Raw genomic sequence first — 13,054 nt, 5'->3', positions numbered from 1 at the left:
TTATGTGTATGCCTCCTGCATCTTGTTCGATCGCAACGATTGTAACCGCTCTTTGAGCTCCGCCAATGACGCGTATACGAAACGCTCTTCGAGTTGTTGGCGCCCAATTCGGCGTTGATAGCACGGCGCCTCGGTCAAATCGCGTTTCGGTGCTTCTGGATTGACTCCAGGCAGTCCGTCTTCCATTGTAACAAGAAATTCGAGTTCAGAGAATACTTGATGCATAAATTGAATCGTATTTTTTGACCATTTTCGCTCTTTTGACAGACGAATCAGGTTTTCACGTAGATTTTTCCGTTCGCATGTCGCCATGTGTACATAATACGTTCGGAAATCCTCACGCGAAGGAAGCCGTTCAAAGAAAGAGTCACCCTGTCCGAATGCGCAATAAATCCGCTCGACGCCTTCATGGAGTTTTTCTGCGAGAATATCTTCATCGTCAGGCAAATCGAGCAGGACGACGAAACGATTGAGTGGCTCGTCTCCCTCATGGAGCGGGTAGTCTTCGGTTGTTCCCTGGAACGACAAGAACGACGTATGTTCTTTCGGTAAGTCCTTCAGCTCTTGTACCGATTTTTTCTTCCCGCGATAGTCGAACACTTGGAAGTCATCGACGCGTAAGTCTTGAATCATGAGTTGAGGCTTTCGCATCCCGTTCCATTCATTCACTTGAAGACTGCCCATCACCGAGATGTGGGCCATCTGTGAGATTTCCGAGACGACATGTCCGAAACCGAAGCCGATGCCGTCGAGTTCACGCTTGTCTCCGGCGAGCTGTACTTTCAAATGTGTCGCATCACGTCCGATTTGACGAATGTCGCGCAGTTTCGCATCTGCGACGACGACGCGTGGAGACGGGTTGCCCATCCCGAACGGTGCCAGTTTCGCAATCTCTGAAATCAAATCGAGCGAGACGTCATTGACCGTCAGCTTCAAATCGACGTTGACCCGCGGCACGAATACGTCATCTGGAATCCCATCTGCTTGGCGATTCAGTCGTTCGCGCAGTTCGGCGACGTTCTCGGACTGAAGCGTCATCCCAGCAGCGGCCGGATGCCCCCCGAAGTGCGGCAAAATGTCTTCATTTTTCGAGAGTTCTTTAAATAGGTCAAACCCATCAATCGAGCGACCCGATCCTTTCGCCTTTCCCGTCTCCGGGTCGTGGCAAAGGAGAATGACCGGACGATAGTACGCCTCGACGAGACGAGAGGCGACGATCCCGACGACTCCCGGGTTCCACTTCTCACTCGCGACGACGAGCACACGGTCCTCGGTCATCGATGCTTCGACGAGTTCTTTCGCTTCAGCCGTAATCGTTTTGACGATGTCTTGACGTTCTTTATTCTGCTTATCGAGCTGTTTCGCAAGTTCGAGCGCTTCTTCGACGTGTTCGGCAAGGAGCATTTGCAGCGCCGGCATCGCTGAATCGAGACGTCCCGCCGCATTGATCCGTGGACCGAACGCGAAACCGACCGATTCTTCATTTAACACGCTATCACCGAGACCACACACTTCACGTAATGCTAAAATGCCAGGTCGTTTCGAGGCTTCGAGTGCCGCGATTCCTTTTTTCGCGAGCAATCGGTTCTCACCGTCGAGTGGGACGAGGTCAGCAATCGTTCCGAGGACGGCCAAATCAAGGAGTTCCTCTGGCATTCTTCCTAAAACGGCATGCGCCACTTTGAGGGCGACCCCCGCACCGGCGAGTTTATCGTATGGATATCTCGGGTCGATGTGCGGGTGGATGATGGCATACGCGTCTGGGAGTGTCTCCTTCGGTTCGTGGTGGTCGGTGATGATCAAATCGACACCAAGGTCTTTTAACAGTGTCGCTTCTTCAATCCCTGAGATTCCACAGTCCACTGTGATCACCAAGGTGAACCCTTCGTTCGCTGCCCATTGGAACGCTTCCTTGTTCGGTCCATACCCTTCCGTGAAACGGTTTGGGATATAGCACTCGGCCATGACACCGATTTCGGTCAAGGCGTGCCACATGACCGAAGAGGCACTGACACCATCGACATCATAGTCGCCATAGATGAGTACCATCTCCCCGTCGTCTGCAGCCTGCTTGATCCGGGATACGACTTTTTCCATTTGTTCAAACAAATACGGGTCATGAAAGACGAGTTCTTCCTCGGCATACAAAAATGCCTTGGCCGCTTCTACATCCTGATGTCCACGCTGAACAAGCAACGTCGCGAGTTGTGCTGATATATTTAATTCGTTTTGTAAACGTGTGACATCGTCCGGGTTCGTTTCCGGGTAGAGCCACTGTTTCTTCGAATGGTACATGTCCTTCACTCCAATCAATTGTAGATTATAGCAGACCACGTGAAAGATGTGCCGTCTTGACATTTAAAAAGGTCTCCCGTTTGAAGGGAGACCCACTTGTTACGCCTCTGTGACCGGCGTATCTTTTTTCTTGTTGATGGTCGTGCGTTTGATGAGGAGCCACAAGTACGATGCGATGAAGATGGATGAGTACATCCCCATGAAGAGTCCGATAATCAATGCGAGCGAGAAGCTGCGAATCGACTCGGCACCGAACACGTACAAGGCGATCGCCGTCACGAGTACCGTGATGACGGTGTTGACCGAACGGACAATCGTCTCTTGAATCGATTTGTTGATGATCGACTCATAGACGTCCATCGAACGAATCTTCCGTTCTTTTTCATACGACGTGATGTTCTCCCGCACGCGGTCGAACGTAACAATCGTATCGTTGACGGAATAACCGATAATCGTCAGAATCGCTGCGATGAAGTACAAGTTGACTTCAATCCCAAAGAGTGAGAATGCGACGATCATGAAGAAGGCATCGTGTAACATCGCCACCACTGTCGCAACCGCATAGGAGAACTGGAAACGGACCGTGATGTACAGGATGATCCCGATCGACGCAACGGCTACCGCATACAAGGCGTTTTTCGCCAAGTCACGACCGACCTGAGCCGACACGGTGCTGATGTTCGGGTCGTTGCCGAACTGCTCCGTGAACGCCGTCTTGACGCTTGCGACTTCTTCTTGACCTAGTTGTCCGACGAACGTGACATATGCCAAACGTCCTTCATCTGCATATTGGACACTCGAAATCTCTTGGTCGATGCCTGCGTCATTGAACGCTTGCGTGAACTCTTCTTGCGAGACACGTTCTTCCGTTAATACCTCGACACGTGTTCCTGAGGCGAAGTCAATTCCAAGGTTCAATCCCCGGAAGAACAAGAGACCGATTCCGAGAACGACGATTGCCGTCGAAACCAAGAACATCGTGCGCATATGTTTGACGTAATTCCATTCAGTAAGCTTAAAGTTCACGGATTTCACTCTCCTTCACACCAAACCATCCTTTACGTTTGTCGAACAGACGACTTGAGACAAGGAGGTGCATCAAATAACGTGAGATGAATACGTTCGAGATGAACGTCATCCCGATTGAAATCATGAGCATGACGGCGAACCCTTTGACCGAGCTTTGTCCAAAGTAGAACAAGACCGCAGCCGAGATGAGCGTCGTCAAGTTGGCATCAATGATCGTACTGAGGGAACGACGGTTACCGGCACGGAATGCCGACAAGACCGACTTCCCAGAGCGGAGCTCATCTTTGATTCGTTCCGCCGTGATGATGTTCGCATCGACCGCCATCCCGACCCCGAGGACAAGTGCCGCAATCCCTGGGAGCGTCAAGACCGCATTGATTCCATTGAAGAACAACATGATCAAGTTAATATACAGTACAAGCGTGATGATCGACACGAGTCCAGGTAGACGATAGAAGAACAACATGAAGATGAACACGGCAATGATCCCGATTGAAGCGGCAAATACCGTCTCTTCTAATGCGTCTTGACCGAACTGAGCCGATACCGACGTCGAGTAGATCTCGTCAAGTTTGACCGGGAGTGCCCCTGCGTTCAAGATGTCGGCAAGGCGTTGTCCGCTCTCCGCATCAATCCCACCACCAGAGATAATCGCTTTATCTGACAAAATCGGACCATTAACAGAAGCATCCGAAACGATTTTCGAGTTTTCTTTTTGAATCTCTTCTTCGTATGTGTCACCTTCTTCGTAATCGAGCCAGATGACGAGACGGTTCTCAGGAGCCGGACGTTGTGAGATTTCAGACGTCACTTCGCCGAACTGATCGGCCGATTGAAGTGTCAACTCAACGACTGGTTGCCCTTGCTGATTGTAGCTAAGTGCCGCACCACGAGGCGCCAAGTCTTTCCCGTCGAGCAAGACGTTGTCGTTCACGTCACGGAACGTCAATTGCGCCGTTGACGAGATGACTTCGCGCGCTTCGTTTTGGTTCGATACGCCGGCAAGCTGGACACGGATTCGATTGTTCTCTTCGATTCGAACGTCCGGTTCGGAAACCCCGAGGACGTTGATTCGGTTGTTGATGGCGCGAACGGTTGCATTCATCGCCGACTCGTCGATGACGTCGCCGTCTTCGAGCGGTTGTACTTCATACAAAACTTCGAATCCACCTTTTAAGTCGAGTCCGAGGTTCGTGTTCTTGACGACCCAAGGTGTCGAGAACACAGCGAGCAGGATTGTCGCAATCATGATGATCGCGAAAATCGCAATGTTGCCTTTTTTGTACATACGACTATTTCCTTTCTAAACCACTGTTCTTTATATAACTTCTCTCGTTAACATTACAAATTTTCTAAACATTTATCAATCATTTTCCTAAAATTGTAACGTCTATTCACGGAAATGTAGCGTTAATTTGCGTACGAGACTAAATGTTGCACAAGGGCAAAACTTCATGTATGATGTAGCTAACATCACAACATCAAAGGAGTCTTACCACATGGACAGCACAATTATTTTTGCGTTCCTCCTCACCTTGTTCGCAGGTCTTGCGACAGGGATCGGGAGTATGATCGCATTCTTTGCGAAACGAACGAACACGGCTTTCTTGTCCATCTCTCTCGGATTTTCAGGCGGTGTCATGATTTACGTATCCTTTATTGAGATCTTCCCAAAGGCGCTTGAAGAACTTGTCGGTGCACACGGGGAGTATACTGGAACGATTTACACCGTCCTCGCGTTCTTCGGGGGAATGTTCTTGATCGGTATGATCGATAAGTTCATCCCGAAAATGGAGAACCCGCACGAGGTCAAGTTCGTTGAATCGATGCAGAACGATCCGTCAACGCAAGAGTTGGCAACGACAGCAACAAATGAAGCGGCTCCAATCAATCATCCTGAGACACAAAGTCGCCTAAAGAAAATGGGAATCTTCATGGCACTCGCCATTGGGATTCACAACTTCCCGGAAGGACTTGCGACGTTCATCTCAGCGCTTGATGACCCAGCCGTCGGCGTGGCCATTGCCATTGCCATCGCGCTGCATAACATTCCAGAAGGGATCGCCGTCTCTGTGCCGATTTATTATGCGACCGGTTCACGGAAAAAGGCGTTCAAGCTTTCGATGTTATCCGGTCTTGCAGAGCCTGCCGGAGCAGCCATCGGATTTTTACTCCTCATGCCGTTCTTGAGCGACACGGTATTTGGTCTCTTGTTCGCGGCAGTCGGTGGGATCATGGTCTTCATCTCGCTCGACGAGTTGCTTCCTGCAGCCCGTGAATATGGGCATGCCCACCATTCAATGTACGGAATGGTCGCCGGAATGATCGTCATGGCGACAAGTCTGATCCTATTAATGTAACGAGTAATGCCCTGACGCGAGGCGTCAGGGCATTTGTCATGTCGTCTTAAACACATGGACGACATCTTTTAATTCAGACGACATATGGCTCATCGTTTCGGCGATGCTGTTGATTTCTTGGATGGCCGCGAGTTGTTCCTCGACATTGGCCCCCGCCTCTTCGACGCTTCGTTGTGTCGAGACGGCGTTCGTGGACATATCCTCGACCGAAACGGCAACTTCTGTCGTATTGGCACTGACTTCTTCTGTCGCCGCGGCAATCTCACTCATCTGACGCGACGTCTCTTCGATGACCGATACAATCTCACGGAACGCCGAGGCGACTTCACCCATCTGTGATACCCCACTCTCGACATGCACGCTCGATTCTTCGAACGCCGTCTCGACTTGCTCCGTGTCGCGCTGGATGTCACGGACGACAGTCTGAATTTGAATGGCAGATTGCTTCGACTCCTCGGCAAGCTTTCTCACTTCTGCCGCGACGACCGCGAACCCTTTCCCATGTTCACCCGCACGTGCCGCCTCGATGGCCGCATTGAGCGCAAGCAAGTTCGTCTGTTCCGTGATGGCCGTGATCGAACGCGTAATCTTCTCAATCTCAAGCGACTGATTCGAAAGACGGGTCACCATCTGTTGCGTGAGCTCATTGGCGCGACGAATCTCTTGCATTCGTTTCTCAGCTAATTGAACGGTCTCAAGTCCACCGTTTGCTGCTTCAAGTGTATGAATCGTCTGTTCGTTCACTCCTTGTGACGCTGCAGCAATCTGGTTCAACCCATCGACCGCTTGATTGACGCCAATCGTCCCTTCTTCCGCTCGTTTAGACGACCCTTGGGCCGCCACATTCATGTCTTCAAACAAACGAGAGACACCTTGAGTCGTTGTCGCCACGTGGTCCGTACTCGCATACAGTTCTTCTGAATAGGCAGTGACTTTCTCTGAAGCCTCGCCAACTCGACGAATCAATCCGACGAGGTTATGTTTCATCTCATTGAAAGCCGTGACAAGATCTCCGAGCTCATCGTTTGAGGCGACCTCAATATCTTCGCCCGTCAAATCCCCGCCCGCCATAATTCGCGCTTGACGACCGAGTCGGTTGATCGGTTTTAAGAAGAGGCGTTGTAAGGCAAGCAAGGACAGGATTCCGATCACGACACCGACGACGCTGATGACAAGCATCCAGAGGATTGAACTCTCCGCTTCGGCTTGTACAGCTTTCGTCTCGGATGCGAGGAGTTCACCTTTGTATTCGACAAGGTCTGTCACTGTCATCCGAACACGGTCCGTTGTCGGCGTCACGCTCGTATTGAGGACCGTCTTATACCCAATCTCATCTTGTTGCTGGCGAAGTTCGATTGCACGATTCATCTCACGGTCCAACAACTCGTTAAATTTCTCCAAATCCCCCAACCAAGATAAAATCTTCTCATCTGAAGAGGATTCCTTCAGTGAAGCCATCAACTCGTCACGCTGCTCCTGAACACTTTGCAGACTGATGAGTGTTTTCGGATTGGCAACGAGCATATAGTAGTTCAAATAACGTTCTGCATCGGTCACCGCAAGCGACAGATTTTCAGCCAACAGCATTTCCTGTGTTCCCTCGTTCAGCACCCGGTCATATGCAGCAGTCGATTGTCTCAGTTGATATGAACCAAGCGCTCCGACAAGGACGAGCGCGATAATTGTGGGAACTAGCGCGATCGACATTCGTCTTCTGAGAGAAGAACGCCCTTTCTGTTTTGTACCGCTCCGCTTCCATGTCCACCCTTTCCACTTCTTCATCGGTCGTACCAATCGTTTCACGTCCATGTCATCCGTTCTCCTTCATCTCGAATTTCTTCTCAACTTGACATTAATGCAAACGTTTTCATGAATCAAATCGATTTTTCGAAATGAGGTGGATGAATGTTGATTCGATTTCGTTTTGACAAAAAGAAGTCATGTTTGTATACTTTAAATCGTAATTATTACGTTTTGAGAGGTATTCAAATGAATGTTGAGAACACATCCTTATTAATTATCGGCGCGGGTGTCCATGGGATGACACTCGCCATCTCATATATGGAACAAGGCGGGCAACTGGAAGATGTTCTGATTGTCGACCGACACACCGACCCGCTCACGAATTGGAAACAGCAAACTTCAACCATCTCCATGTCACACCTTCGTTCGACTCGCGTGCACCACGTTTCTTCGAATCCGCACGCCCTGAAGCAATTCGCATCTCGTTATGCCTATCGCTCCAATCATTACAAAGATACGTTCGGTCGCCCTTCGCTCGAACTGTTCAATGACCATGCCGAATCGTCATGGGAAGCGTATCGCCTCGAGGAGCGCTTCCTCGGCAATGAACAGGTGATGACGCTCCGAAAAGATGGGGCACACTATCACGTCCGAACAGACCGCCGCCTCATCGTCGCGGACTCGGTCATTGTCGCGATCGGTCAATCCGCAAATGTCGTGTTACCCGAATGGGCGGACGAACGTTGCCGACACGTTTTCATGAACAATCCTTCGGACGAATCAGATGAAGTGATTGTCGTCGGCGGTGGCATCACAGCACTTCATTATGTCGTGAAACGTGTCAACCAAGGTCATTACGTGACACTCGTGACGAGACGACCACTAGAAGTGAGTCAATTCGACGCCGATCGGCAGTTCATGGGACCGAAAGGATTAATTGACTTCCATCGTCTGAAACAAGACTGGACGACAAAACGATCATTCATCGCCCGTGAACGAAAGCCGGGGTCCGCTCCGAACGATCTCGTCTTGAAAGTGAAACGCCTTGTTCAAACGAATGCCGTGACACATCTCATCGGAGAAGTCGAGCGGGACAGTGGTTCGTTATTCGTGAACGGTGAAAAACTTGCCGGGCAAGAAATCGTCTGTTGTACAGGAATCCGACCACACCCTGTGAAAGAGACTTTCTTGCAGCCATTAATCGACCAGCTCCATCTTCCTCTCACGCCATGTGGCACACCTGCCTTGAATGAACGTCTCGAATGGACGCCTGGTCTATACTTGACGGGTGCCTATGCGGATTTGATTATCGGTCCATTCGCGAGAGCCGTCTACGGTGGACAAGAGGCTGCCCGAAGAATTCTCCCCCAACTTCTATCCACACAAAAAAGCGTCCGACCATAATGGTCAGACGCTTACTTACTTATTCCTCAAATGAGGCATTCGCTTTTTTCACGACTTCCGCAACTGCGCTTCGGTTGAAACGGAGAAGCGATTGATCGCATTTCAAAACGACATGTGTGTCTTCGATTTGATGAACGACGCCGTGTAAACCGCCGATTGTGACAACGCTGTCGCCACGCTCGAGGGCGTTTTGCATCGCTTGTACTTCTTTTTGGCGTTTCGTCTGTGGACGAATCAACAAGAAGTAAAATACGACGAAAATCAAGATCATTGGTAATAACGCAACGATTGTTTCCATGAGTAACATTCACCCTTTCCTTCAATATCAGGTTCATTATACCGTGAAACTGAAGCATTGTCACACAATGTCCGACACGTTTCCTTAGAAATTCTTCGCATTCGGCTTGTTGTAGCCGTATTCTTCGAAGAACTCTTCTTTGAAATCGAGCAAACGGTCTTCGCGAATCGCTTGACGAACCTGCTCCATCAACTTCACGAGGAAGTGAAGGTTGTGTGTCGTACATAAGTGAAGGCCGAACATCTCGTCCGCACGAATCAAGTGATGGACATACGCACGTGAGTAGTTCTTACACGTGTTGCAGTCACACTTCTCATCGATCGGGCCGAAATCCGTCTTATACTTCGCTTGCTTGATCGTGACGCGACCTTTCGATGTCATAAGCGTCCCGTTCCGTGCAATCCGTGTCGGGAGGACGCAGTCAAACATATCGATTCCACGAATCGACCCTTCAATCAACGCGTCTGGCGAACCGACACCCATCAAATAACGTGGTTTGTTTTCCGGCATGAGCGGCGTCGTGAACTCGAGGGCACGATACATGACGTCTTTCGGTTCACCGACCGAGAGACCGCCGACCGCATATCCTGGGAAATCGAGTGAGACGAGATCTTGTGCGCTTTGACGACGAAGATCCTCATATTCCCCACCTTGAATGATCCCGAAGAGCGCTTGGTCTTCTGGACGCTCGTGTGCCTCAAGGCAACGTTCTGCCCAGCGGCTCGTGCGTTCGACCGACTTCTTCATGTATTCATGTGTCGCCGGATAAGGTGGGCACTCATCGAATGCCATCATGATATCCGACCCGAGTGCGTTTTGAATCTCCATCGCCTTTTCCGGTGACAAGAACAACTTGTCGCCGTTCAAGTGGTTACGGAAATGGACGCCTTCTTCTTGAATGTTTCGAAGATCGGCAAGCGAGAACACTTGGAAGCCACCTGAGTCCGTGAGAATCGCGCCGTCCCAGTTCATGAACTTATGAAGCCCGCCAGCTTGTTTGATGACCTCATGCCCCGGACGAACCCATAGGTGGTACGTGTTCGACAAGATGATGTTCGCACCCATCGCCTTGACCTGTTCTGGTGCCATCGTCTTGACGCTCGCTTGCGTCCCGACCGGCATGAAGACTGGTGTCTCGAACGACCCGTGCGGCGTATGGACGATTCCGTGCCGCGCTCCGGTCTGTTTACATGTGTGAATGTGTTCGTATGTGACTGCGTGTTTTGTCATTTTGTTACTTCCTTCCTCGTGATGAGCATCGCGTCTCCAAAACTGAAGAAGCGGTATCGTTCTGCGACCGCAGTCCGATAAGCGTGTAAGATGATGTCGCGCGTCGCGAATGCAGAGACGAGCATGACGAGTGTCGATTTAGGCAAGTGGAAGTTCGTGATCAATCCATCGATTGCCTTCAACTCGACACCAGGGTAGATAAAGATATCCGTCCAGCCCGATGACTCGACGAAGTCCCCATGGTCTCGCATGATCGTTTCGAGCGTTCGTGTCGATGTCGTACCGACCGCAAAGATGCGACCTCCGTTCGACCGGACATCTCGGAGCGCTTCAGCCGATTGAGCTGACAACTCGAAATATTCGCTATGCATCGTATGTTCTTCAATCGAATCAGCCGTCACCGGACGGAACGTACCGAGACCGACGTGAAGCGTGAGCGGGATCAATCGAACCCCTTTCGCCTTCGCTGCCTCGAGCAGCTCTTCCGTGAAATGGAGACCTGCTGTCGGAGCGGCTGCACTGCCTCGTTCCCGCGCATAGACCGTCTGATAACGATCCTGGTCATCGAGTTGTTCACGGATGTACGGTGGGAGTGGCATCGTTCCGAGCTCGTCTAAAATCTCGTAGAAGATGCCGTCGTAGTCGAACTTGAAGCGACGTCCACCTTCCGGGAGTTCCTCAACGCATTCCGCGCGGAGAAGTCCGTCACCAAATTCGACAATGGAACCGACACGAACTTTTTTCGCCGGTTTGACGAGCGCTTCCCATACGTCGTCTTCCGTCTGTTTCAATAAGAGCAGTTCCACTTTCCCGCCTGTCTCTTGTTTCGCTCCGAAGAGACGAGCCGGTAAGACGCGCGAATCGTTGACGACGAGCGCATCTCCCTCGTTCAAGTAGTCGAGCACGTCACGGAAATGACGATGCTCGATGTCTCCTGTCTCACGGTCCAATACGAGCAGACGCGAGCTCGTCCGATCAAGCAATGGGACCTGGGCAATCAACTCTTCTGGCAATTCAAAATCATAATCGTTTACGTTCAATTGAATGTCTTGCATACCTTACTCCTCTTCCTCTTCATAACCAAAATGCGACTTGGCAAACTGTGTGATCATCCGTCCTCGCGGCGTCCGCTGCAAGAACCCTTGTTGTAATAAATATGGCTCGTAGACGTCTTCGATCGTCTGAGCATCCTCACCGATTGTTGCGGCGAGCGTCTCGAGTCCGACCGGTCCACCTCCGAATCGCTCCACCATGGCCCGAAGCAATCGATGGTCGACTTCATCGAGTCCGAGTGCATCGACGTGTAGACGGTCGAGCGCATCGGATGCGAGAACTGGATCGATTTCTTTCGTGCCGGCCACCTGCGCGAAGTCACGGACTCGGCGCAAGAGACGATTGGCGATCCGCGGTGTCCCTCGCGAGCGCTTCGCAATCGCGCCACTCGCCTCAGGTGAGATGGAGAGGCGGAACAGCTGGGCCGTCCGACTGACAATCGCCGCGAGTTCGTGTGGCTCATAGTATTCAAGTTTCAGTGTGACCCCGAAACGGTCCCGAAGCGGCGCCGATAACATCCCGGCCCGCGTCGTCGCCCCGACGAGTGTGAACGGTGGCAAATCGATGCGTACGCTTCGCGCCATCTCACCTTGTCCATAGACGATATCGAGACAGTAGTCTTCCATCGCCGGATAGAGAATCTCTTCAATCGTCCGACTCAACCGGTGAATCTCATCGATAAATAAGACGTCACCCGGCTCAAGTGTCGAGAGGATCGCGGCCAAATCACCTGGTCGTTCAATCGCCGGTCCGGCGGTCGTTTTGATGCCGACGCCCATCTCGTTAGCGATAATTTGCGCAAGCGTCGTCTTCCCGAGTCCCGGTGGTCCATACAATAGGACGTGGTCGAGTGTCTCACTGCGAAGTTTAGCGGCCTGAATGAAGACCGACAAATTACCTTTCGCCTTTTCCTGCCCGATATATTGCTCGAAGCGCTGCGGACGTAAGCTCCACTCTTCAGAGTCTTCATATTGCTGATGAGATTGTGACAACAATCGTTCGTCCATAGCTTCCTCCTTATTTCAATAACAGCTGTAGCGCGCGTTTTATGTACGCGTCGGTCGTCAAGATCTCGCCGCTCAATGCTTTGCGGACTTTCGCGATCTCTCGTTCAGAATATCCGAGGGCGACGAGCGCCTCACACGCCTCGTCTAGTTCTGATGCACCTTGTGCGAACAATCCTTCGTTTGGCACATAATCCGGTGCAAGTTCGGATAACTTCCCTTTCAAGTCGAGTGCCATCTGTTTGGCCGTCTTCTTCCCGACTCCCGGGAACTTCGTCAAATACTTCTCATTCTCGGTTTCAATCGCATCAATCAACGCGTCGATATCTCCAGAGGCGACGATTGCGAGTGCCCCCTTCGGTCCGATGCCGCTCACGCTAAGGAGTTTATTAAAGAGCTCCCGTTCCCGGCGTGACCGGAAACCGTATAGCGTCTGTTGATCTTCACGGACGTAATGATGCGTAAACACGATTACATGTTCGTCTTGTTCACGATAAAAAAACGGGTTAGGCACATGTACTTTGTAGCCGACGCCCGAGACATCTAACGTTATATATTCCGCACACACATAGGCGACGGGTCCTTTTACGAATTCAATCACGGTGTAATCTCCTTTTCGGTCGGAAAAACTGCATTTA

9 protein-coding genes and 1 pseudogene are annotated in these 13,054 nt (G+C 51.1%); 2 read left to right on the top strand and 8 right to left on the bottom strand.

Annotated features, from left to right (window positions below; all coding sequences use genetic code 11):
* Both recJ and secD read right to left on the bottom strand, forming a co-directional pair.
* Complete coding sequence (gene recJ, locus KNO92_RS06625) at positions 1-2,295, bottom strand: single-stranded-DNA-specific exonuclease RecJ (RefSeq protein WP_214695391.1); 2,295 nt, start codon at positions 2,293-2,295, stop codon at positions 1-3.
* A gap of 99 nt (positions 2,296-2,394) precedes the next feature.
* A pseudogene (gene secD / locus KNO92_RS15020) lies at positions 2,395-4,612 on the bottom strand (protein translocase subunit SecD).
* A 211-nt stretch (positions 4,613-4,823) separates the two neighbouring features.
* On the opposite strand from secD, the gene zupT reads away from it, so the two are divergent.
* Positions 4,824-5,684 (top strand): zinc transporter ZupT, encoded by an 861-nt coding sequence (zupT, locus tag KNO92_RS06610; protein WP_214695368.1) that lies wholly within the window; start codon positions 4,824-4,826, stop codon positions 5,682-5,684.
* A 36-nt stretch (positions 5,685-5,720) separates the two neighbouring features.
* On the opposite strand, the gene KNO92_RS06605 is transcribed toward zupT, so the two are convergent.
* The gene (locus tag KNO92_RS06605; RefSeq protein ID WP_214695366.1) at positions 5,721-7,493 is read right to left on the bottom strand and encodes a methyl-accepting chemotaxis protein; all 1,773 of its coding nucleotides are present in this window, start codon (positions 7,491-7,493) and stop codon (positions 5,721-5,723) included.
* Positions 7,494-7,673: 180 nt separating this feature from the next.
* Here KNO92_RS06605 and KNO92_RS06600 point away from each other — a divergent pair, with 180 nt between their 5' ends.
* The gene (locus KNO92_RS06600) at positions 7,674-8,831 is read left to right on the top strand and encodes an NAD(P)-binding domain-containing protein (protein ID WP_214760565.1); all 1,158 of its coding nucleotides are present in this window, start codon (positions 7,674-7,676) and stop codon (positions 8,829-8,831) included.
* 19 nt (positions 8,832-8,850) lie between these two features.
* Here KNO92_RS06600 and yajC read toward each other — a convergent pair whose 3' ends face one another.
* The 5 genes from yajC to ruvA all read right to left on the bottom strand — a co-directional run bounded on the left by yajC (position 8,851) and on the right by ruvA (position 13,017).
* Complete coding sequence (gene yajC, locus KNO92_RS06595) at positions 8,851-9,129, bottom strand: preprotein translocase subunit YajC (protein WP_031421435.1); 279 nt, start codon at positions 9,127-9,129, stop codon at positions 8,851-8,853.
* Positions 9,130-9,213: 84 nt separating this feature from the next.
* Positions 9,214-10,359: a tRNA guanosine(34) transglycosylase Tgt gene (gene tgt, locus KNO92_RS06590; RefSeq protein ID WP_015881169.1), complete on the bottom strand. Its 1,146-nt coding sequence runs from the start codon at positions 10,357-10,359 to the stop codon at positions 9,214-9,216.
* On the bottom strand, positions 10,356-11,399 hold the full coding sequence (gene queA / locus KNO92_RS06585; protein ID WP_214695614.1) for a tRNA preQ1(34) S-adenosylmethionine ribosyltransferase-isomerase QueA: 1,044 nt from the start codon (positions 11,397-11,399) through the stop codon (positions 10,356-10,358). Before queA ends, tgt begins: the two co-directional genes overlap by 4 nt.
* 18 nt (positions 11,400-11,417) lie before the next feature.
* Positions 11,418-12,419, bottom strand: coding sequence for a Holliday junction branch migration DNA helicase RuvB (gene ruvB / locus KNO92_RS06580; RefSeq protein ID WP_214695364.1), 1,002 nt, complete (start codon positions 12,417-12,419; stop codon positions 11,418-11,420).
* Positions 12,420-12,429: 10 nt separating this feature from the next.
* Entirely contained in the window at positions 12,430-13,017 is a 588-nt protein-coding gene (ruvA, locus tag KNO92_RS06575; protein ID WP_015881166.1) for a Holliday junction branch migration protein RuvA, read from the bottom strand.
* Positions 13,018-13,054: the final 37 nt, after the last annotated feature.

It is taken from the genome of Exiguobacterium sp. s129 (assembly GCF_018617585.1).
In the GTDB taxonomy this organism is placed as follows: Bacteria; Bacillota; Bacilli; order Exiguobacteriales; family Exiguobacteriaceae; genus Exiguobacterium; species Exiguobacterium aestuarii_A.
Note: the sequence above shows the minus strand (reverse complement) of the source record. Positions and strands in the feature narration are given on the sequence as shown.